This is a genomic window from Paracoccus sp. SCSIO 75233 (assembly GCF_027912675.1).
GTDB lineage: Bacteria > Pseudomonadota > Alphaproteobacteria > Rhodobacterales > Rhodobacteraceae > Paracoccus.
Genome location: NZ_CP115762.1, coordinates 17,751 through 40,039 on the forward strand (window position 1 = coordinate 17,751; position 22,289 = coordinate 40,039).

13 protein-coding genes are annotated in these 22,289 nt (G+C 61.5%); 7 read left to right on the top strand and 6 right to left on the bottom strand.

Annotation, left to right across the window (positions count from 1 at the left end):
- Nucleotide 1 precedes the first annotated feature (1 nt).
- Genes PAF12_RS18115 through PAF12_RS18125 form a run of 3 tightly spaced genes read left to right on the top strand, consistent with a single transcriptional unit; the run spans nucleotide 2 to nucleotide 9,401 of the window.
- Nucleotides 2-2,656 carry a PD-(D/E)XK nuclease family protein gene (locus tag PAF12_RS18115; RefSeq protein ID WP_271109937.1) on the top strand — a complete coding sequence of 885 codons (2,655 nt, stop codon included), beginning with the start codon at nucleotides 2-4 and terminating at the stop codon, nucleotides 2,654-2,656.
- Nucleotides 2,653-6,048, top strand: coding sequence for an exodeoxyribonuclease V subunit beta (locus PAF12_RS18120; RefSeq protein ID WP_271109938.1), 3,396 nt, complete (start codon nucleotides 2,653-2,655; stop codon nucleotides 6,046-6,048). The genes PAF12_RS18115 and PAF12_RS18120 overlap by 4 nt, the downstream gene beginning before the upstream one ends.
- Before the next feature lie 14 nt (nucleotides 6,049-6,062).
- Nucleotides 6,063-9,401, top strand: a complete 3,339-nt coding sequence (locus PAF12_RS18125; protein ID WP_271109939.1) for a DEAD/DEAH box helicase — start codon at nucleotides 6,063-6,065, stop codon at nucleotides 9,399-9,401.
- 93 nt (nucleotides 9,402-9,494) lie between these two features.
- Here the strand turns inward: PAF12_RS18125 and PAF12_RS18130 are convergent, their stop codons facing one another.
- The 4 genes from PAF12_RS18130 to PAF12_RS18145 form a co-directional block, all read right to left on the bottom strand.
- Nucleotides 9,495-11,006 (bottom strand): IS66 family transposase, encoded by a 1,512-nt coding sequence (locus tag PAF12_RS18130; protein ID WP_271107049.1) that lies wholly within the window; start codon nucleotides 11,004-11,006, stop codon nucleotides 9,495-9,497.
- A gap of 55 nt (nucleotides 11,007-11,061) precedes the next feature.
- The gene (tnpB, locus tag PAF12_RS18135) at nucleotides 11,062-11,409 is read right to left on the bottom strand and encodes an IS66 family insertion sequence element accessory protein TnpB (RefSeq protein WP_081940321.1); all 348 of its coding nucleotides are present in this window, start codon (nucleotides 11,407-11,409) and stop codon (nucleotides 11,062-11,064) included.
- Nucleotides 11,410-11,411: 2 nt separating this feature from the next.
- Complete coding sequence (locus PAF12_RS18140; RefSeq protein WP_037211607.1) at nucleotides 11,412-11,798, bottom strand: transposase; 387 nt, start codon at nucleotides 11,796-11,798, stop codon at nucleotides 11,412-11,414.
- A gap of 1,028 nt (nucleotides 11,799-12,826) precedes the next feature.
- Nucleotides 12,827-14,190 (bottom strand): IS3 family transposase gene (locus tag PAF12_RS18145; RefSeq protein WP_271106531.1). Its coding sequence is split into 2 segments (ribosomal slippage): nucleotides 12,827-13,840 and nucleotides 13,843-14,190, totalling 1,362 coding nucleotides; the frame shifts between segments, so codons are not numbered across the junction.
- Nucleotides 14,191-14,327: 137 nt separating this feature from the next.
- On the opposite strand from PAF12_RS18145, the gene PAF12_RS18150 reads away from it, so the two are divergent.
- Genes PAF12_RS18150 through PAF12_RS18160 form a run of 3 tightly spaced genes read left to right on the top strand, consistent with a single transcriptional unit; the run spans nucleotide 14,328 to nucleotide 19,232 of the window.
- Nucleotides 14,328-15,353, top strand: coding sequence for a VWA domain-containing protein (locus tag PAF12_RS18150; protein WP_271109940.1), 1,026 nt, complete (start codon nucleotides 14,328-14,330; stop codon nucleotides 15,351-15,353).
- 3 nt (nucleotides 15,354-15,356) lie between these two features.
- Complete coding sequence (locus PAF12_RS18155; RefSeq protein ID WP_271109922.1) at nucleotides 15,357-17,351, top strand: VWA domain-containing protein; 1,995 nt, start codon at nucleotides 15,357-15,359, stop codon at nucleotides 17,349-17,351.
- Nucleotides 17,352-17,354: 3 nt separating this feature from the next.
- Nucleotides 17,355-19,232 (top strand): BatD family protein, encoded by a 1,878-nt coding sequence (locus PAF12_RS18160; protein WP_271109923.1) that lies wholly within the window; start codon nucleotides 17,355-17,357, stop codon nucleotides 19,230-19,232.
- Here the strand turns inward: PAF12_RS18160 and PAF12_RS18165 are convergent.
- A complete protein-coding gene (locus tag PAF12_RS18165; RefSeq protein WP_368045181.1) occupies nucleotides 19,211-19,948 on the bottom strand; it encodes an endonuclease/exonuclease/phosphatase family protein in 738 nt (245 codons plus the stop codon). The two genes, PAF12_RS18160 and PAF12_RS18165, sit on opposite strands and share 22 nt — an antisense overlap.
- The gene (gene cls, locus PAF12_RS18170) at nucleotides 19,945-21,363 is read right to left on the bottom strand and encodes a cardiolipin synthase (RefSeq protein WP_271109925.1); all 1,419 of its coding nucleotides are present in this window, start codon (nucleotides 21,361-21,363) and stop codon (nucleotides 19,945-19,947) included. Before cls ends, PAF12_RS18165 begins: the two co-directional genes overlap by 4 nt.
- 107 nt (nucleotides 21,364-21,470) lie before the next feature.
- Between cls and PAF12_RS18175 the strand changes: the two genes are divergently transcribed.
- Nucleotides 21,471-22,228, top strand: a protein-coding gene (locus PAF12_RS18175) for an IS5-like element ISPso2 family transposase (RefSeq protein ID WP_100053151.1) whose coding sequence is annotated in 2 segments (ribosomal slippage) — nucleotides 21,471-21,795 and nucleotides 21,795-22,228 — 759 coding nt in all. Because the reading frame shifts where the segments join, the coding sequence is not laid out codon by codon here.
- The last annotated feature ends 61 nt before the right edge of the window (nucleotides 22,229-22,289 follow it).

The following is a 22,289-nucleotide window of genomic DNA, read 5'->3' on the forward strand; positions in this document are numbered from 1 at the left end:
TATGTCCACGACGTGCCGGTCCACGCTTATTGTCTATGGACGACACGCAATGCGGGAGGCCCGCCTTGTGGCAGCCCGCAGCGGTCAACATGGCCTCCAGATCATGTCGTTCGAACAAGCCACGGTGCGGCTCGCGGGCGGTTTCGCCCGCGCAATCGACGAAGAAAGCCTGCGCGCGGCGATCCAGACGGTCCTCCCTGAAACACCGATGGGCGAATTGGAAGATATCAAGATGCTGCCGGGCATGATCGGTGCGGCCGCCGACACACTGCACAAGGCGTGGCGGGCCGGTATCGATCTCGCTTCCCGTTTAGGTGATCATCCAAGGCTTGAAGCCATCGCTCGCCTGGAGGCCGCTGTCCTTGCCGAACTTCCGGGCGGAATGATGCGGCCGGTCGATATTGTCGCCGCAGCCATCAGCCGGATCACCCATGCGCCCGCCATATTCGGCTCGATGGAAATCGCCGGACTGACCGAACTGTCTCCCTGCTGGCGGCCTCTACTGAAGGCGCTCGCCGAGCACACCCCCATGCAATGGACGTCAGGTCCCCGCCCTGTCCCGGCCTGGCTCAAGGAAAGCGGCGTTCCTGTCGCTCGAGGCGATGCTGAGGCGCCGGCCATTCGATCCGTCAGTGCCGCGACCGCTTACCATGAGGCAGTCGAGACACTGCGTTGGGTCCGGTCGCTGCTCGCGTCGGGCGTACCGCCCGCCGACATTGCCATCGCCACCGCGTCGCCGGCCGACTACGACGATCACTTTCTCGCGTTGCGCGCCGATGCCAATATCGATCTGCATTTCGTTCATGGCGTCCCGGCCGTCACCACACGTGACGGACAAGCGGCAGCGGCACTCGCCGACATCATCGTGCGCGGCCTTTCGCAGTCGCGCTTGCGCCGTCTCGCCGCCCTGTGCGGCGATTCTGCACCTATGGCTTCCCTTCCCGATGACTGGATGCGCGTCCTTCCAAGCGATGCACCCTTGTCAACACCGTCCGCCTGGAACCAACTGCTGGCGCGCCTCGCGCCAGACGACTGGCCCGACGGCATGGATCACGCCCCGGTGCTGCGTGCTGCGGTCGATCTGCTGGCAAAGGGACCGGACGCGGCACAGGAAATCGGCGAAGCCTTCCTCAAGGGCCGGGCATTGTCCATCTGGCGCAAAGCCCTTCTGGCAGGGCCCGCCGGCGCGATCGACAGCACGCTGGAAACACTGAAACAGGATGACGGGCTCGAGGCCTCCGTCTCCGTGGCCTGGATGCCGGCCAGCGCGCTCGCCGCGTCGCCGCGACGCTTCGCTCGGCTGATCGGTCTCAATTCCTCCCGCTGGCCACGCGGGATCGCCGAAGATCGGCTGATCCCGGACCACATTATTCCAACGGGCGAGCTCGACCCGCTTCCCGTCAATCTGGCAGATCGCCGTGACTTTGATACGATCCTCGCCACTACGGGCAGCGACGTCGTCCTCTCCCGCGCCCGACGCGACAGCGACGGCAGATTGCTGGGTCGCAGCCCCGGCCTCGCCACCTATGACGAGGATGCCTATCTGCGGCGCAACGCCGTTCCCGCCCATGCCTTCAGTGAAACCGACCGGCTGATGGCGCGGCCGCAGGAATTCGCTGCCGATCCCCAGGCATTGAGTGCGCGTTCCTGCTGGCGCGATTGGCGCATGGCCGATGTGACAGCTCATGATGGCCTGGTCAGGTCCGATCATCCTTTGGTTCTCGCGATCCTCGGGCGGACTCAGTCGGCAAGCTCGCTCAAGACACTGCTGCGCAGCCCCCTCAATTTCCTCTGGCGCTATGCTCTCGGTTGGAAATCCTCGCAAGGCAGTGCCGAGCCGCTCGTGCTTGACGCCCTGCAAACCGGCGACCTCATCCATCTCGTCCTCGACCGTGCCCTGCGAAACCTCGAAGCGACGGGCGGCCTGGCGTTGGCCGACGTGGCTGCCATTCAGGCTGCGGTAGACGAAGCCGCTGGTGCCGTGGCTGCCGAGTGGGAAAGCGAGCGGCCCGTTCCGCCCGCTGTTATCTGGGGCCGCACGCTTGGGGACGCGCGCGCTCTTGCCGGACAGGCGCTTGCCTATGGCAATGATCATTTGCCGGGCAGCCGATCCTTTGGCGAAGTCCCGTTCGGCGGGTCCGAGCCCAAGTCGGAGGCGGCATTGCCCTGGGACGCCAGTGTGGCGGTGATCATCCCCGACACCGGATTTCACATTGCCGGCTATATCGACCGGCTCGACATCGCTGATGACGGCAGCCGGGCACTCGTGCGCGACTACAAGACCGGCAAGCCGCCCAAAGGCGACATCCGTGTAAACGGCGGCCGCGAGCTTCAGCGTTGCCTTTATGCCTTCGCCGTCAAGGCGCTCCTGGGCGACCACATCGCGATCAGCGCCTCGCTGCTCTATCCGCGTGAACCGCTCGATCTCCAGCTCGACGAGCCGGACATCGTCCTGGCGGAGATCAAGGCATATCTGCGGGCGGCGAGAACCGCATTGGCCAGCGGCGCGGCACTGCCCGGGCCGGATACCGGAGGCGACTACGACGATCTCGCTTTTGCCCTGCCGGCAAACGCAGGCGCCACCTACTGCAAACGCAAACAAGCCGCCTCGACCGAGCGGCTCAGTGAGGTCGCGCCGATCTGGGAGGCGGAATGATGAGCAGCGTGAAAGTTCTGAATGATGATGGCGCCCGGCATGACGCGATCAGCCGTCATGACCGATCCATTCTGGTTGAGGCCGGCGCGGGATCGGGCAAGACCGCCGTGATGGCCGGCTGGATCGCTGTCATGCTGGCGCAGGGTGTCGCGCCAAGTTCCATCGCGGCAGTCACGTTTACCGAACTGGCGGCCAGCGAGCTCCTCCTGCGGGTTCGGGATTTCGTCGAAGATCTCGCCGCCGGCCATATCGCACCGGAGCTCCGCGCCGGCTTGCCGGAGGGACTGTCTGCGGCACAGCGCGAGAATCTGATGTCGGCCAGCACGGCGATCGACGAAATCACCTGCTCGACCATCCACGGCTTCTGCCAGCGATTGATCAAGCCCTACCCGGCGGAAGCGGATATCGATCCGGGCGCAGCGGTCATCGACCGCAACCAGGCCGATCTCAACTTCCTCGAAATCGTCGAAGGCTGGCTGCGCGAGCGATTGTCTGGCGATCAGGGCGGCGTCCTCGCCGAGATGGTGCTGCATAACCCGGGAGAGACCGTCGCTCTGATGCACAAGATCGCCGAAGCCCTCCGGCGGTCGAGGAAACTGGTCGCACCGCAGGCGATGCCCTTTGCAGGTCACCTGCAAGCCTTCCAGCAGGCGGCCGACGAACTTTCGGCCTTTGTGCAAGGCGCCGGCGTTGATGAGCCGGAAACGGAGGTCTTCGCCGTGCGCTTTTCTGAAATGGCGGCCGCCCTTCCATCGGTTACAGATGGTTCCACGCCCGCCGGGCTCGTCGGGTTGCTGGTTGCACGCCCGCATCCCGACCTTACGACCGGGACGGGCAGCTTTTACGCCTACCGCAAGAAGGGCAAATGGGCGGCAGCGGCAAAGCAGGCAGGGCTGTCCAAGGCAGACGGCGACAGGCTGAACGATACGGCCAGCGGTTTGTACGAAGCGTGCTGTGCCGCATGGGCCGCACTACTCCAAGTGGTTTCCGGCCAGGTCCTCACGACATTGATCGACGAAGCAGGCACAATCCTTGCGCGCTATCGTGAGCACAAGCGCGCCAGCGCCCAGCTCGATTTTGACGATCTCATCTACGCCGCGCGCGACCTGTTGCGCGACCATGAAACTGTGCGACAGGCGCTCGGCCAGAGGTATTCAAAGGTCTTGGTCGACGAGTTTCAGGACACCGACCCGCTCCAGGCCGAAATCTTCTGGCGTCTATGCGGTGATCCCGGTGATGATCCGCAGGACTGGACGCGTTTCCGGATTCGGCCGGGCGCACTCTTCTTGGTTGGCGACCCCAAGCAGGCAATCTATCGCTTCCGCGGCGCGGATGTCGGCGCTTACGTCCAGGCTCGCACGGCCTTCTCGACACAGGACGCGGACGGCCTCGTCTCGATCTCGACCAATTTCCGTTCCTGTGCCTCGATCCTCACCTTCGTCAACGAACGGTTCGAGACTGTCCTGTCGGCTGATGGCCAGCCCGGCTTCACAGCGCTTGATCCCTTCCACGACGATCCGGTAGACGGCGTCTGCGTCTCTGCGATCGATATCGCGGTCGCTGACGAGAACGGCAAGGCCAGTGCCGAGCAACGACGCGACGCCGAAGCCGAAGCGGTGGCTGAACTTTGCGCACGCTTGATCGGCAGCCATCCGGTCCAGGATCGCAAAGCCGGTGCACAACGCCCCTGCCAGCCGGGCGACATCGCCTTGCTCGCCCCGACCGGCGCGGAACTCTGGCGCTATGAAGAAGCCCTTGAGCTCCGGGGCATCCCGGTCGCAACCCAGGCCGGCAAAGGTCTGTTTCGCCGGCAGGAAGTGCAGGACCTTATCGCGATCACGCGAGTTCTCGCCGATCGTCGTGATACGCTGGCGCTCGGCGCATTGCTGCGCGGCCCGCTTGTCGGGCTCAGCGAAGAGGAGCTTCTGGACATCGTCTGGGCGCTTCCGCGTTCGGAAGAAGAACCCGTCCGGATCCCACGGCTCGACCTCGGCGTCGACCCCGCGGCAATAGTGCATCCGCTGGCGCGCGATGTGATCGAGCGGCTGCAAGGGCTCCAGAAACGCGCCAAAAGCACGACACCACACGTTCTTCTTTCGCAGGCCGTCGACGTCCTTCGGGTACGCCCGGTTCTTCTGGAGCGGCATCGCGGTCAGGCAGAACGAGCACTTGCCAATGTCGATCTCTATCTCAGCCTCGCCGTCAGCTATGCGGTACGGGGTCTGCGGGCCTTTTCCGAGGCAATGACGGCGGCATGGGCGGATGAGGCCCGCGCGGTGGAAGGCCGGCCCGATGCGCAGGAAGAAGCCGTCGCCCTCAACACGATGCATGCCGCGAAAGGTCTTGAATGGCCGGTCGTCATCCCCATCAACACTATGACAGGGGTAATGGCGCCCGACAGCGCTGTGACCGATCGCCAGACTGATACCTTCTACTGCCCGGTTCTGGGTGTCCCTCCGTCCGGCTATGACGCGGCGCGGCAGGCAGAGAAGGATGAACTGGACTGCGAGCGGGTCCGGCTCTGGTATGTCGCAGCAACCCGCGCCCGGGAACTCCTGGTCTTGCCGCGGCTCGACGTAACGCCTTCGAAATCAGCCTGGATTGGCCTGGTGGACCTGTCCCTGACAGATCTCCCTCACCTTGACCTGTCGCATCTGCCGCTCGACACGATCGCGGCGAAAGCCGATACAGAAAACGGTCAGACACGGGAGAGTTTCGCCACTGAGGCTGGTGCGATTGTCGAAAGGCAGATGCATCTGACCTGGCTTGCGCCGAGCCGCGACGAGACGACAACAGGTTCAGTGCTTCAGGAAGAAGAACCGGACATCTGGGCCGGTTCGGCTGATGCTCAGGTGCCGGACGCCGACGCGCTCGCCTCCATCCGGGGCGGACGCGAGCGTGGCTTGATCCTTCACAAGCTCATGGAAGAAGTCCTGACAGGGGAATGCAACGAGGCCGACGAGGCGCTCACCGCGCGTGCTGGAGACCTCATTTCTGCGCTCGGCAAGGAGCCTTCCTCCGATCCGGCGGACGGGCTTTCGCCTGAGGAACTGGCCGGTTGCGTGACGCGAACGCTGGCCTTGTCGGAGGTGGCGGCATTGCGTCCCTCATTGCTCGCTGAGTTTCCGGTCTATGCCTTTCAGCAAGAGGAGGCCGAACTGGTTGCGACGGCGGGCATCGCGGACGCGATTTCGGTTAATCCGGAAGGTCGGCCAGCCGTCGTGATCGACTGGAAGAGCGACGTGAATCCCGCCCAGGAGACGCTTGATCACTATCGGGCTCAGCTGCGTGCCTATCTCGATATGACCGGAGCCGAACGGGGCCTGATCGTTCTGATGACGAACGGGACGGTGATCACCGTCCCGCCTTCTCCGCAGACGATTGCGGCATAGCCGAGGACGCGACCATGGCCTCCCGCAAGCGCACCGAGCCCGTCCAAGATGATCTCTTCAATCCCGAAGTCGAACTGCTGCTGCCTGCTCGGCTTGCGATAGAGGGCAAGGCCCTGGGAAGCCCTATACGCCAATTGGCGGCTCCGCCGCAGCGCGTACGGTGCCGTCTGCGTGCCTTTTCAATCCGCCGTGTGACTGGTCATGAAACCACGCTGCCGTCTGGCGAGATACTGAAGATCATCAACGCGAAGACCGCTACGTCGCTGGAGGCGGAGCTCATTCTTCTGGTCCCCGGCGCGAGTGAGCCGGCGCAGATCGTAGAAGCACTCGACGCCGGCGAAGGCCGGTGGATGGCCCCGTTGCCCATCCGCATCGACACGTTGAGTCGCCAAGCGCGGGTCGAACGGCTGGCCGCGGTTTCGGCATCTTGGTCGGGCGCCTTTCATCTCCGCGAGGGACGAGCAGCCGAAAACGAGCGGCCAGCCCAGCTCGGTCTGCGACGTCCTCAAATCGGCGCACTGCACGCGGCTTTGGCCCATGCGACGCGATCGATCGATCCGGCCACCATCGTCATGCCGACGGGCACCGGCAAGACGGAAACCATGCTCGCGCTCAACGTCCACCAGCGCTTCGAGAGGCTACTGGTCGTAGTGCCGACGGACGCCCTTCGAGAGCAGATCGCGGGCAAGTTCGAGACCTTCGGCGTGCTGAGGCAACAGCAATGCCTGGAAGACAAGGCAGCATTTCCAGTGGTGATGCGCCTTTCGCACATTCCGACGAGGCTAGCCGACGTGGATGAGATCTTCGACAGTGCCAATGTCATCGTCACAACGATGCAGATCGCCGGTCGCGCCGAAGCGGCGGTCCAGGAGCGGATGGCGGCACGCGCCTCGGCGCTGTTTATCGACGAGGCTCATCACATCGGCGCCCCGACATGGGCGCGCTTTCGGGGCCTATTCGCGGACCGTGAGCCACCGCTCCCGATCGTCCAGTTCACCGCCACACCATTCCGTGAGGACGGCCGGCGCGTCGACGGCGAGTTCATCTACACCTATCCGCTCAAGAAGGCGCAGGCCGAAGGCTATTTCAAGCCGATTCGCTTCGAGGCTGTCTTCGGGCTCGATCAGGCAGACGCCGATCTCGCGATCGCGGGAAAGCTCGGCGAAGTCCTCCAGGGTGATCTGGACGTCGGCCTCAACCATCTCGCCATGGCGCGTTGCCAAACTATCGACCGCGCCAGAGCCCTCCACCAGCTTTACAGCGAGATGTACCCAGAACTTCGTCCGGTCATCGTTCATAGCCAGCAGTCGATCCGTGAACGCCGTGCAAACCTTGCCGCTCTGCGGCGCTTCGAGAGCCGGATCATTGTCTGCGTGGACATGCTCGGCGAAGGTTTCGATCTGCCGGAACTGAAGATCGCCGCCCTGCACGACCCGCACAAGAGCATCGCCGTTACCATCCAGTTTGTCGGCCGCTTCACCCGCCAGGATCCACGCCTCGGCGACGCCACGGTCATCGCCAACACCGGCATTGACGACATTGATCGTTCGCTGGCTAAGCTCTATGCGGAGGATGCCGACTGGAATGCGCTGGTCGAGGCACTCAGCACCGCGAAGATCGACCGGCAAGTCCGCCGTGCCGAGATGTTCAAGGGCTTTGTCGGCGACTTGAGCGACATTCCCCTGCAGACGCTCGAACCGAAGATGAACGCCGTCGTCTATCGCACCAACTGCGACGGTTGGGAGCCTTTGCGGGCCGAGGACTTATATAGTCCCGGCGTATATCTCGGCATGAAGGTCAACCCACACCAGCGTGTCGCCATCTTCGTCACCCGCTCCGAAGAGCAGGCCGGCTGGACCACGGCCCAGCACGCGACCAATGTCACCTGGGACCTGCACATGATGCATTGGGATGCCGATAGTCAGCTCCTATATATCAGCAGCTCGATCAAGGGACCGTATGACCGATTGGCCAAGGCGGTCTGCGGTGAGGCAGCGCGCCGGGTCGAGGGCGAGGAGGTCTTCCGCAGCCTGCATGGGTTCAATCGCCTGATCCTGCGCAATCTTGGCCTGACGCACCATCAGGGACGCGGTGTCCGCTATTCCATGTATATGGGTGTCGATGTCGCCGACGGACTCGACACTGCGAAGTCCCAGTCGCGCATCAAGAACAACGTGTTCGCAACCGGTTTCCTCGACGGTGTTCCCGCCTCTCGTGGCTGTTCGGCCAAAGGCAAGTTCTGGTCGATTTCGCGGGTTCGCGATCTGACTGATTGGGTCGATTGGTCCGCGGATATCGGCAAAGCCGTCAAAGATCCAGGGATCACCACCGATGGCGTCTTCAAGAGTGCGATGCGACCTCGCCAGATCAGCGAACGCCCGCAGGTGCCTCCGGTCGCGATCCACTGGCCGGAATCGCTGTTGACGCAAATCGAGGACCGGATCGAAATCAGTTTCGGCGACAAACCTGTAGCCTTCGCTGAATGCGACATCGAGCTTCTGGATCATGAACGCACGGGTCCATTGCGCTTCACGGTGCGCAGCGATAACCACATCGCCGAATTCGAAATCGTTTTTGCTGAAGGGGGTGCCAGCTATCCGCAGCGCTCTGGGCCGAAAACAACCGTCAAGGTCAGCGGCAAGACGAAGCCGCTCTCGGAATCCTTCGGCGAGGATTCCCCACAGATTGACTTTGGGGATGGTTCACTGCTGATCTACAGTCACCTTTATGCTCTGCCTGAAGGCGTCTTGGTGGAACCGTATTCCGCTGATCGGATCGAGGTTTGGGATTGGTCGGAGACCAATATACGTGCCGAGGCGCAGGGTCCTGAAAAGCGGACTGACTCAGTGCAACGGCGCGTAATCGAGACATTGCTCGCAGAAGGCGACGCCTTTGACATCATCTTCGACGATGATGGGGCTGGAGAGATCGCGGACGTCGTCACCCTTCGAGTGACTGAAGGTCTCGTCCAAGTGACGCTTCACCATTGCAAATACTCCAGTTCCGACACGCCCGGCGCGCGAGTGAAGGATCTCTATGAAGTTTGCGGGCAAGCGCAGAAATCCGCACGCTGGCGTGATCGGCCCAACAGAATGCTCATACATATGTTGAAGCGGGAGAAGATACGGCTGGAGAAGGGCCAGACTTCCCGCTTCGAACAGGGAACAGCCGCATTCCTCAAAAAGCTGAAAGCGAATTGGCAGGACTATCGCTACGAATTCGATGTGCGCATCGTTCAGCCTGGCCTATCGCGATCGGCTGTCACAGAGGAGGGACTGCATCTACTGGCCAGCGTGGAGACTTATCTCCTTGAAACGCGCGCCATGCGGCTGAAGGTTATCGCAAGCAGCTAGAAAGCCAACCTCCAGATAATGGCCCAACCCAATTGCAGTGGAGCGAACGAAATGTTCGGCGTCTTTCTCGTTGAGAGGTAAGCGGTGCGCCGTTCACACTGGTGCGGTGTAGTTCCAAGGCAGCAATTCTTTGATATCCGCTTGTTTGTGCCCGCCTGCGATGGCTGTCAGGACACCGGACAGATAGCCATGCGGCTCGATCCCGTTGAGTTTGCAGGTCTCGATCAGGGATGCGATTACGGCCCAATTTTGAGCGCCGGTATCATGTCCGGCGAAGAGCGCGTTTTTGCGGTTCAGAGCGATGGGGCGGATGGTGCGCTCGACAGGGTTGTTGTCGAGTTCGATGCGGCCATCGTCGAGGAACCTACACATGCCATCCCAGTATTTGGCGATGTATTTCAGGGCTTCACCGGTCGGCGATTTCGCTGAGACGCGTGCGCGGTTCTGGGCGAGCCAGAGCTTGAAGGCGTCGATGATGGGTTTTGAGCGGTCCCGTCGTGCAGCGTGCCGTTGATCGGCAGGCAGGCCTCTCAGGTCTTTTTCGATACGGTAGAGTGCCTGGATTTGCGCCAGGCCTTCCTGCGCGATTGGAGCAGCTCCAGATTGGGTGACGTCATGCAATTTTCGCCGCGCGTGTGCCCAGCAATAGGCCAGCACCACATCCTGTGTAGGGCGTTTGAGCAAGCTGTTATAGCCTGCGTATCCATCAACCTGCAGGGTGCCGCTGAAGCCGCTCAAGATGTTATCCGCATGCTGCCCTGACCGACCGGGCGCATAGGTAAACGCCACTCCGGGAGGATCGCCGCCGCCCCATGGCCTGTTATCACGGGCCAGCGCCCAGAAGTAACCGGTTTTGGTGCTTTTGCGCCCTGGGGCCAGAACCGGTGCAGGTGTTTCGTCCATGAAGAGCTTGGTGGAGCGCTTCAGATCGGCCATGAGCGCCTCATAGACCGGGGTCAATTCAAACGCCGACTTGCCTACCCACCCGGCCAGGGTCGAGCGATCCAGATCGATCCCTTGGCGGCTGTAGATTTGTGCCTGCCGATAGAGCGGCAGGTGATCGGCATATTTTGAGACGAGCACATGGGCGAGCGTTGCTTCGGTTGGCATGCCGCCCGCGATGATGTGGGCGGGTGCAGGCGCTTGGGTGATCCCACCCTCACAGGAGCGGCAGGCGTATTTGGGGCGGCGGGTGACAATCACACGGAACTGGGCCGGGATGATGTCCAGCCGTTCGCTGACCTCCTCGCCAATGACGTGACGCTCAGTTCCGCAGGCGCAGGATTGCTCGGGTTCAATGACCACCTCAACCCGTTCCAGATGTTTGGGCAGTGATCCGCGATTGGTCTGGCGCGGCTTTGGGGGCCGCACGGGCGCGGTGCGCTCGTCCGCGTCGATCTCTGCTTCCACCTGCGCGATGGCGGTCTCGATATCCTCGAGTTCCAACTCATACTGGGCCGGGTCAAGCTTCTCGGATTTGGCCCCGAAGAGCGCCTTCTTGAACGAAGCGACCAAGGCTTCAAGCCGCGCATTCTGATCCTGCTGCGTACGGATGATCGCCTTCAGTTCGGCAATGTCATCGGGCAATTTGTCAGGCACAGTCATGCCCCATCCCATAACAAAACAAGGGCAGAATGACCCGCGCAAACAACCCCGTGAGTCACTCCGCCGCAGAGGGCGCTACCACCTCCAAAGGGCGCACGCGCCGCCAATCCAACCCCGCAAACAGCGCCTCAAACTGGGCCGGTTCCAGGCGCATCACCCCGTTCTTGACCGCGGGCCATGTGAAGCTGTTATCTTCGAGCCGTTTGTAGGCCATCACCAACCCGCTACCGTCCCAGTAGATCAGCTTCAGCCGATCCGCGCGCTTGGCCCGGAACACATAGACCGACCCATCAAACGGCTTCTGGCGCAGGTGGCTCTGCACCAAAGCGGCCAGCCCATCATGGCCCTTGCGGAAGTCCACCGGGTCACTGGCTACAAAAATCCGAACCTTGTGGGATGGCATGATCACGTGGCCAAAGCCCGCGCGATCTCGGCGAGTCGCGCGGCTGGCGTTGCCGCATCAAGACGAACGGTGACATCGCCTTTGATCACATCAATCGTGTTTGAGGAAGTGACGGCCAGAGGCTGGGCCAAAGGCGCAGACGCCTCGATCTCAACAGGCACAAAATCCATACCTTCCAAATTTGGCAGAACCAGTTTGCCCTGCCGCGCCATTCGTCGCCAGTCAGACACCGTGCTGGGGATCAACTCATACCGTTTAGCAACCGCATTGACCGTCTCGCCTTCAATCAGAGTCTCCGCCACGATCCGAGCCTTCAACTCCGGCGGCCAAGTCCGCTTGCCGTCCGCCCGACGCGGCTCCCTTGCCAGAAACTCGCTTGTAGCTACCATCCAGAAACTCCCCACAAATCAAAGAAGCCTCTGAATCGCAGATCAGGCGTCACGCCGTAAGTGTGGGAGCGGCGCACCGCTTACGTTGAGAGTTGTCCTAGCTTTCCATCTTTTGGTGCGGAGAGGCTCCGGATACTTTGTGCAACAGTCGTCCGGATTTGATGATCTTGGCCCCTCCTGCCCTTTGGTCAGGACCGCGCCCTACTCGGTCGGCTGCACGCAGCCGCCCTCCCCGAGCTGAAACGCCGCCTCTCCCTGCGACGTGCCGCTGGCCGTGCCGTCTCCTCCGGAGCCAGCTCGACCAGCCGTCGCATGGTCGTGGCAACGCTTCATCTCGGCCATTCGGTTACGGTCGCTGGGGCGGGCGCGTGACATCAGTGATCTCGTACGTCGCGTCTCGGCCGCTGTTGTTCCGTGCTTTGCCGGACATGCTGTGCCGCCCTGTCATCATGGGTCGCAAACGATTTCCGGCGACCGCCGGATTGCATTGGCCGCAGCTGGCAGAAGGCCGGTGATGGTCGTGATGCGCGGATCGCAGGCTATCGGGCTGCCGTAGAGGGTCCGTTCGAAATTCGAGTGATCCGGACACGTTGTCGAAGCTTCGACGGTCTCCATGCTGTTCGTCCAGAAAACACATCGCGTTGCCACGGAAACCAGCCGTCGCGGCACGAGAGGCAGAGCCAGCAAAGCTCTGACTGGTCCGAATGCGGCTCGGAGCGACAGGACAGAAATATCGCCACCACAGGCATTTCTCTCTTTCGGCTGTTCACCCAGTTTCCTTCGCGGCCACCGCACTTCTCCGGGTGTCTGAGTTGCATGACATGCTGGTCGCAGCTGTCGTCCCGTCCACAAAGGTTGTCGCCGATCTTTTTCCCCTGACCCTGCGGGTCATTCCTCGCGCGCCAAAAAGACCGGCGCCTGCCCCTCTCCGCTGCGCTTCGCCTTAGGTGTGGCTGTCCGTCGTCAGAACATTTGGCGCAGATTGGGGCGTAGACTAGCGGAGAGCGGGCCTCGTCTGGGATTTGATGTTAGGCTGTGAGCTTGCGGTGCTGCAAGCGCCGATATTCGATGGTTTTTCGTTTGATCCTTTCGCGCTGTTTGATGATGGCCTGTGCCCTGCCGAAGTAGACATCGGCAGGCGTCACGTTGGCCAGGCTCTCGTGGTAACGCTGGTTGTTGTAGTGCTCGACGAAGGCCTCGATCTGGGACTCGAGGTCGCCGGGCAGGAAGTAGTTCTCCAACAGGATGCGGTTCTTCAGGGTCTGGTGCCAGCGCTCGATCTTGCCCTGGGTCTGCGGGTGGCACGGCGCGCCGCGCACATGGCTCATCTTGTTGGACTCGATGTATTCGGCCAGCTCGCCCGCGATGTAGCTGGGGCCATTGTCCGATAGCAGCCTGGGTTTGTGTAGAACGGTGGCGCTGTCGCAGCCCGAGGCGGCGAGCGCGAGGTCCAGCGTGTCGGTCACGTCCTCGGCCCGCATGTTGGTGCATAGCTTCCAGGCGATGATGTAGCGCGAGAAGTCGTCAAGCACCGTCGAGAGGTACATCCAGCCCCACCCGATGATCTTGAAGTAGGTGAAGTCGGTCTGCCACATCTCATTCGGCCGCGTGGTCTTGGTGTGGAACTGATCGGCCGCCTTGATTACCGTATAGGCTGGGCTGGTGATCAGGTCATGGGCCTTGAGCAACCGGTAGACCGTGGCTTCCGACACGAAGTAGTGTTTCTCGTCGGTGAAGCGCACGGCCAGTTCGCGTGGGCTGAGGTCGGTCGCCTCCAACGCCATCTCGACGATCTGGTCCTGGATGTCCTCGCCAATGCGGTTCCACACCCGGTTCGGTGCCGAAGGGCGATCCTCCAGCGCTTCCGGCCCACCTTCCCGGTAGCGGTCATACCAGCGGTAGAAGGTCCGGCGGGCAATGCCGAGCTGGTCCAGCGTCCGCCTGGCCGGCAGGTGCGACTGCTCGACGATACGGATGATCTCCAGCTTCTCGGATGCGGGATACCTCATTCGTCGTCGCCCCCATCCGCGATCATGCTTTTTTTAAGCAAGCGGTTTTCCAGCGTCAGGTCCGCCACGCACTCCTTCAGCGCACGGGCTTCGCGGCGCAAGTCCTGCACGTCACCGGAGGTCGCCGCACGGGCGGTGTCCCCGGCCAGGCGGCGTTTGCCGGCTTCCATGAACTCCTTGGACCAGCTGTAGTACAGACTCTGCGCGATGCCCTCTTTGCGGCACAACTCGGCGATACTGTCGTCACCGCGAAGACCTTCAAGCACGATGCGGATCTTGTCTTCGGCCGAGAAGTGGCGGCGGGTCTGACGCCGGATGTCCTTGACCACCCGATCTGCAGGGGGCTTGGTCGGCGATTTTGAATTGGAGGATTTGGGCTTCATCTTCGTTCCTTCGTCACTACGACGAAGCCCAAATCCTCCTTAAATCACAACCTCAAATCTGTGCCATAGCCGCTGACGGGGGACACCGAACGGAACAAGCTGATTGCCGCCGCACGGCGCTGGATAGGGAGAAACGCATGATCGAGTTTCTTTGGCCGCTGGCCTTCGTCCTTCTGCCCCTTCCATTTGTTGCGCGCTGGCTTTTGCCACCGATCCCCTCTTCGGCGGCCGGTGCGCTGCGGGTCCCGTTCTTCGAAAGACTTGCCGCCTCCGTCGGACAATCGCCGGGAAATCGCGGAACGAACTGGGTGCGACTGATCCTCTCCAGCCTGATATGGGCTCTTTTGGTGATGGCACTCGCCCGCCCTGTCTACGTCGGCGACGAGGTGCCCCTGCCCGTTGAAGGACGTGACCTGATGATGGCCATTGACTTGTCAGGCAGCATGGATGAGCAAGATTTCCGTCTGGACGGGCGCCCAGCGACGCGACTTGCCGTGGTCAAGGAGGTGGCGCAGGACTTCATCGCGCGACGCGAAGGGGACCGGGTGGGCCTGATCCTGTTCAGCGACCGGGCGTACCTTCAGGCACCGCCAACGTTCGATCGGAGCACTGTGGCAGCGCTGCTTGAGGAGGCACGTGTGGGCCTGACCGGACAGAAAACCGCCATTGGCGATGCAATCGCCGTCGCGGCCCGCAGGCTGCGCGACAGACCGGCAGAGCAAAAGGTTCTGATCCTGTTGACCGACGGCGAAAGCAACGAAGGCGTGATCGAGCCGATCGACGCGGCCGAACTGGCGCGCGATCTTGGAATCCGGATTTACACGATAGGGGTCGGATCCGGCCAAACACAGGTGCGCACGCCGTTCGGTACGCGGCTTGTGGCCGGTGACGGGCCGGATGACGCAACGTTGAAGCGGATCGCGGAAATCACCGGCGGGCAGTATTTCCGTGCCCGTGATGTGCAGGGGCTTGCACAGGTCTATGCCGAACTGGACCGCCTTGAACCGGTCGCAGACGATCCAAGAATGGTCCGACCATCGGTATCGTTGTTTCACGTACCTTTGGCAGGGGCGCTCATACTGACATTCATGCTTGCCGTGGCCATCCACCTGCCGGGTGCGGGTTTGGGTCGCCGCCACAAGGCCGCACCCGTGGAGAGTTGACACATGATTTTTGAAAACTTCTTCTTTCTGCGTCCCCTTTGCCTCTTGGCGCTTGTTCCTGTGGCTTGGCTCGTCTGGCTGACATGGCGCGGCGGCATACGCAAAAGCGACAGCGGCTGGCGCGGCTTGGTTGATCCTCATCTACTGGAGGCGCTTGCCGTGCCGCCGGTTGATGGAGACACGACCACGGGCCGCTGGCGCGCGCTGGCGCTGGCTGCGGGGCTGAGTGCAGCAGTCTTTGCGCTGGCCGGACCGGCCTGGCAGAAAATCGATCTGCCCACGTTCCAGACCAAGGAACCCGTCGTCGTGGCATTGAGCCTGGCGCAATCCATGAACGCCGACGATGTCGCACCGTCGCGGCTGACACGTGCTGGACACAAATTGCGTGACATTCTTGCAAAGACTAGCCGGGGCGATACGGGATTTGTTCTTTATTCGGACGTGGCTTTTGTTGCCGCACCCCTGACCTCCGACGGGGAGGTGATCGCCGAAATGCTGCCGGAACTCTCGACTGATCTGATGCCGACCCTTGGCAACCGGCCAGATCAGGCCATTGCGCAGGCCACCGCGCTTCTGGAACGGGCGGGTGCCGCCAAGGGACGCATTGTTCTTTTGGCAGATACGCCCGGCAGTGACCCTGACGCCACAATCGCGGCAGCGCGCGCAGCCGCGCGTGCAGGTTACACCGTTCATACAATCGGAGTAGGAGCAGATGCGCAGGTTCCTTTGCAAACCGCTTCGGGACGCATCCTGACGAATCAAGCAGGACAGCCTATGTCCGCAGGCTACGACCCCACCGGACTGGCCGAGGTTGCCCGGAACGGGGACGGCAGCTTCTCACCGCTGACACCAGGGCCGACAGATGTGGAAAAAGTCCTTGCCGGAATTGATAGCGAGGCGGCGGCACTTGGCGCGGAGGATAGCGACCTGCGTGCGGACAGCTGGGCCGATATGGGTTTCTGGCTGTTGCTTATTCCCGTTTTGCTCGCCCCACTGGCCTTCCGCCGGAACGCGCTGATGTGTGCGGCATTGGTCGGGCTCTTCGGGATCGCCTCGGCCCCGTCATCAGTTGTGGCGCAGGATGCGACCGCCATCCTTTTGACCCCTGACCAACGGGCCGCACGGGCTTTCCAGGCCGAAGACTACGAAGCCGCTGCGGAGTTGTTTGAAAGAGGCGACTGGCGCGGTGCGGCAGCCTATAGAGCTGGTGATTATGCCACGGCTGCAAAGGCGTTCATGGCGCAGTCAGACCACCCGGACGCGGGCTACAATCTTGGCAATGCTCTGGCGCGCTCTGGTGCGCTCGAAGAGGCCTTGGCGGCCTACGACCGTCATCTCGAAGCGCACCCGGACGATGAGGATGCACAATTCAACCGTGATCTTGTTGCGAGATTGCTGGACGAGATGCGCCAGCAAGACCAACAGCAGGACCAGCAACAGACCGGTGGTGAGCAGCAGGACCAGCAGCAGTCCGGCGGCGAGCAGCAGGATCAGCAACAGCCCGGCGGTGAGCAGCAGGACCAACAACAGCCCGGCGGTGAGCAGCAGGATCAGCAGCAGCCCGGCGGTGAGCAGCAGGACCAGCAACAGACAGGTGGTGAGCAGCAGGACCAGCAGCAGTCTGGCGGTGACCAACAGGAGCAGCAGCAGTCCGGCGGTGAGCAGCAGGACCAGCAACAGTCCGGCGAAAGGGGCGAGCAGCTACTTCCGGCCGAAAGCGAAATTCGAGACGAGCCAGCAGCGGAGAACAGTGCCGACGCGAAAGAGGACGGCACTTACCAATCTGCGTTTCAACAGGCGATGGACGCGCTTCTCGGCGGAAACCGTGATCCCGGCAGGGAAGTCCCGGAAACCGAAGAAGACACCGCTGCAGAAGTCGCTGTTCCAGGCTTTGGCGAACAGGAGCAAGCGATCGAACAGATGCTGCGGCGCGTACCTGATGACTCGTCCGGGCTGCTCCGAGCTCGTATTCGACAACATTATCTAGAAAGGCGCTGATCAATGAACATCCCAATGAGAGCCAGACAGAAACTGTTCCGCATCTTCGTCGTTCTGGCAGCGGGGCCATTTTTTGCGGCGGCGTTCTCTGGTGTCGCTATGGCAGATGTCACCGCGCGGTTGGCTCAGGACAAGGTTGCCCTCGGCGATCCGGTGACGCTGGAATTGCGTGTCGACGGGCAGACCGCGGCAGCAACGCCTGACCTTGCGCCGCTTGAGCAGTCTTTTGATATTCTGGGCACAAGCCAATCCATGCAGACCAGTATCGTCAATGGTGTCTCAAGCCAAAGCCGAAGCTGGCTGATCCAGATCGCACCGCGGGAGATCGGTGTTCTGACCGTGCCGGAAATCACCGTCGGGGCGGAAACCAGCCAACCACTGACCCTTGAAGTCGTCGATCCCGCAACGATGCCGCGTGGCGACCTTGCGTCGACCGGTGTGCAGATAGATGTCGAAGTGGGTAGCGACACGTTCTACGTACAACAGGAAATTCCGGTGACTGTCCGCATCATGGATGGCCTCGGTCTGCGACAAGCCCGCCTGACCCCGCTGGCCGTCGAGAATGCAACGGTCCGTCAGGTCGGGGAAGACCGTGTCAGCAGCACGTCTTTCCAAGGTCGACCTATACGCGTCATCGAACGCACGTATCTGGTGACGCCTCAGGCCAGTGGCGAATTGCGGATCCCGGCGCTGACCCTGCGCGGTGTTGTTACCGACCCGAATGCAAGACGCGGTAGCGGACTTGGTCGCGACCCATTTGCGGACATGCGGGACCGGTTCGGATTTCCCGACATTGGGGGATTTGGAGGCAGCATTTTTGATGACCTCATGACCCCTACCCTTGAAATGACCGCACGCTCAGAGGCAATCGCACTTGACATAGCGGCTCGCCCCGGCGGCGCGGATGAATGGTTCCTTCCCGCAAAATCGGTCGAACTGCGCAGTACCTGGCAACCTGATCCGCCGCAATTGGCGGTCGGTCAAGCGGCCACGCGGATCATCCAGATCACTGCTCTTGGCACCGCTCAGGAACAACTGCCGGAACTGGAATTCGACAGCATCCCTGGCGCGCGCATCTACGTTGACCGGTCGGATACACGCGAAGCCCAGACGCCCGAAGGAAGTGCTGCAATACGGCAATATTCCCTGTCGATCGTTCCCACCGAAAGCGGGAAAATCATCCTGCCTGAGGTCACGGTGAACTGGTTTGACGTGAACGCCGGAGAGCAGCGGACAGCATCTTTGGCCGCTGAAACGCTAGAAGTCGCCGTCGGCCAAAGCCAGGCGACAGCGCCATCTGCACCGCAGCCTGATCCACAGGTTTCTGCGCCTGACCGGCCAGAAACGACGGATCCGGCCGCCGATTTCAATCTACGTGATTGGCTTTTAGCTTGGCGGTACGAACTGCTTTGGGGTCTCTTTGCCATTGGACTGCTTGCAGTCGTCGGCACCGGCTTCCTGCTTTGGCGGCGCAAGAGCAGGGAGAAGGCTGACCGTGGCGCAGGTGCTTCACCGTCAATCGGAACATCACGTGACGAAAAGGCGAAACCGGTGCGACCTGATCACGCAGAACTTGTTGCCGAATTGCGAGAGGCCTGCAAAAGAGGTGATGCGGCGAAAGCCTACGATCGCCTCTTGGCATGGCGCAACGCATCAGGCGCCGAAATGGCGCGTTTGCCCGAAGACGCAGACGCTGCGCTGGCAGCAGCCACCAAGCAACTGGAAGCACATGTTTTCGGCTCACAGGATACGACTTCGGCCTGGACGGGAGAGGTGCTTTGGACCGCTGTGAAAAAGGTCGAGAAACGACGCGGGACCGCTGCCAAGGGAAAGACCCGGACCGGAAATCTCCCGCCGCTTTACAGCAGGTCACCAGCCTGATTGCGAGTGATCGCCGACGCGTCGACATCAGCGCGCCGGCGGTCAAGCTCCACCCAGACAGGCAAATGATCCGATGCCATCCGCGCATCACCTTTTTCGTGGACGCCACCCTCGGATATGTTGATTTCCGTCCCTATCGCAAACCCGTCCAGACGGGCGATCGGGCGACTGGAATGAAAGGATCGACCGGGTCGAATGATATCGAAGGTGTCTGACCATGGTTCAAACCCCTGCGTGTCTGACCACACGTTGAAATCCCCGGCGATCAGAACGCGTCCAGGCTCAAAATCTGCGGTCACCTGTTTGATATGTTCCATCTGCTGAACGCGATGTCTGCGGAGCAGACCCAGATGCGTGCCAACAACTGTCAGATCACCACAGCGCGCAAGTACCGCGCCGCGCGGCTCAAGCCCTGGCAGATCAATGCGGTTCAATGGCGCACAGTCGATGCCGTCCCGAACGAGTATCGCATTTCCGTGCCAACCGAGGCTCACATCGCTGCCCGCATGATCGACGATCCGGTAATCCGTCTCCCCTCGGATTATCTCCGGGGACAAGGCCGTCGGCCGCCTGCCAAGACGCCGGTCAGCCTCCTGCAATACAACCACATCGGCATCCACGTCGCGCAACACACGGGCAATCCGCACTGGGTCCCTCTTACGATCAAGACCAATGGCCTTGCGAATATTGTAGCTGGCTATGCGCATGGATATCATAAAATCGGTGCCCAGAGGCGCGCCAGAGGCGCACCATAGCGGATGACGGGGGGCTGTTCATCAAGGGCGCGCGTGACCTCTTCGCAATTGTCGAGATCAGCCGCAAGCATGCGCTCAACAGCGCTAGCAAAGTCCTTGTCGGCCACAAAAACCATGCTCTCGAAATTAAGCCGGAAGGACCGGTTGTCGAGATTTGCAGTCCCGACCGCCGAAAGATCGTTGTCGATCAGGATCACCTTCTGATGCATGAACCCGCCTTGATACCGATAGACCTTCACACCGGCGGCGCGGATCTCGTCAAAATAGGCATGCGCTGCGACCCAAGGGAGATAGTGGTCGATTATGGACGGCAGAAGAAGCCGTACATCCTTGCCCGCAAGGGCAGCTGCGGTCAACGCTGACAGGATATCAGTATCGGGCACAAAGTAGGGCGAGGCGATCCAGACCCGCTCTGTCGCGGCCGTAATCGCTGCGAAGAACATCAGGCTGCCACTATCCAGAGGATCCCCCGGACCCGTCGGGACCAACGCGGCCGTAGTCTCGGCGGTAGCAATATTTTCCGGGTCCGCCTTCCATTCCAGCGAGGTTTCAAGAGTTTCACCACAGGCCCAGTGCCAGTCTTCAGCAAAAACGGTCTGAGCCTGCATCGCGATTGGGCCATGGAACTCCAGATGGGTATCCCGCCAATGACCGAAATGCGGATCGAGACCTAGATATTCGTCCCCGATGTTGTGGCCACCGACAAATGCGGTCTTTTCATCCACGATCACCGTCTTGCGATGGTTGCGGAAGTTGATCTCGAGCCGGGACGTGGGCCCCCGCGACTGATCCGGGTTGAGGACCTTCACGCCGGCGGTGCGCAGACGCTGTGGCCAAGCCTCGGGCAGTTTCTGACTGCCGACCCCATCGTACATGACGCGCACGCAGACGCCGCGCTCTGCGGCCCGAATGAGATGTGTGGCCACCCGGCGCCCCAATCCATCATTGCGGATGATGTAGAATTGGATGCAGATTGTGTCTTGCGCACGGTCTATGGCTTCACAGATCGCGTCGAAAGTCTCGTCTCCGTTGACAAGTAAGCGGACAGTGTTGCCACCGATAAATGGCAGGCCGCCGATCCGCTCAAGCGCGACAAGCGTTGCTTGCTTGGGGGGTGCCGGGTCAACAGCAGCCTGGCAAAGGCGAAATCCCGTAATGGCTCCATGGCTCTGTCGCCAGGCGGCCCGGTAGTCTTGTAGCTTGCGGCGACCAATGACGAGGTAAACCGGCATGGCAAGCCATGGCGACGAGATCAAAAAAACGGCCCATGCCACCGCGCCTTGCGGGGTGCGCGCCGATGAAATCGCATGCCAAACGCAGACGGCGACGACCGCAACACCACATACCGCGGCCAGGGTCACAAGAATTGACGTCACGCACCCGATCCTTTCAAAGCTTGCATTCGGTATATCGGGTTTAGGGTCAGGATGCATTGATTTCTGTTGCGCTGCGTGATTCACGCCTGCGAAAACGGAGTGGTGACATGAGCGATCTCTTCTTGCTGACCGACGCGCAGATGGCGCGCCTGGCTCCCTTCTTTCCCAGGTCGCACGGGAAGCCCCGGGTTGATGACAGACGGGTGCTGAGCGGGATTATCTTCATAAATCGCAATGGCTTGCGTTGGCGTGACGCTCCTGCTGCATATGGCCCTCACAAAACGCTTTACAGCCGGTGGAAGCGTTGGAGCGAAAAGGGCATCTTCGCGCGGATGATGGCCGGGCTGGCGGCGGAACACGGCGAGAAAACGACCGTGATGATCGACGCAACATACCTCAAAGCCCATCGAACGGCGACCAGCATGGCCGCCAAAAAGGGGGGCGTGGTCGCCTGATCGGCCGAACCAAAGGCGGTATGAACACCAAGCTGCACGCCATCTGCGACAGTCAGGGGCGACCGATCGACCTGTTCGTCACCGCTGGACAGGTCAGCGATTATATCGGCGCTCGGGCCCTGCTGAGTGGCCTGCCAAACGTCAAATGGCTACTCGGGGATCGTGGCTATGACGCTGACTGGTTCAGAGAAGCGTTGCAGGACAAGGGGATACGTGCCTGCATCCCAGGCCGGAAGAAACGCAAGACGGCGATCAAATACGATAAGCGGAGATACAAGCGGCGTAACCGCATCGAGATCATGTTCGGCAGGCTCAAGGACTGGAGGCGCGTCGCGACCCGCTATGACCGATGCCCCAAGGTCTTCCTCTCAGCCATCGCCCTCGCGGCTCTCGTCATCTATTGGTTATGAATCCTGACCCTAGACTCCAGTGCGCCGAGATACAAAGCCACCGCTTCGCTGGTTTGGCGCG

Coding starts and splice junctions, on each gene's coding strand:
- tnpB (WP_081940321.1), bottom strand. CDS start 11,409: ATGCCATCCCACAAGGTTCGGATTTTTGTAGCCAGTGACCCGGTGGAC.
- PAF12_RS18115 (WP_271109937.1), top strand. CDS start 2: ATGTCCACGACGTGCCGGTCCACGCTTATTGTCTATGGACGACACGCA.
- PAF12_RS18130 (WP_271107049.1), bottom strand. CDS start 11,006: ATGACTGTGCCTGACAAATTGCCCGATGACATTGCCGAACTGAAGGCG.
- PAF12_RS18125 (WP_271109939.1), top strand. CDS start 6,063: ATGGCCTCCCGCAAGCGCACCGAGCCCGTCCAAGATGATCTCTTCAAT.
- PAF12_RS18160 (WP_271109923.1), top strand. CDS start 17,355: ATGAACATCCCAATGAGAGCCAGACAGAAACTGTTCCGCATCTTCGTC.
- PAF12_RS18150 (WP_271109940.1), top strand. CDS start 14,328: ATGATCGAGTTTCTTTGGCCGCTGGCCTTCGTCCTTCTGCCCCTTCCA.
- PAF12_RS18165 (WP_368045181.1), bottom strand. CDS start 19,948: ATGATATCCATGCGCATAGCCAGCTACAATATTCGCAAGGCCATTGGT.
- PAF12_RS18155 (WP_271109922.1), top strand. CDS start 15,357: ATGATTTTTGAAAACTTCTTCTTTCTGCGTCCCCTTTGCCTCTTGGCG.
- PAF12_RS18140 (WP_037211607.1), bottom strand. CDS start 11,798: ATGGTAGCTACAAGCGAGTTTCTGGCAAGGGAGCCGCGTCGGGCGGAC.
- PAF12_RS18120 (WP_271109938.1), top strand. CDS start 2,653: ATGATGAGCAGCGTGAAAGTTCTGAATGATGATGGCGCCCGGCATGAC.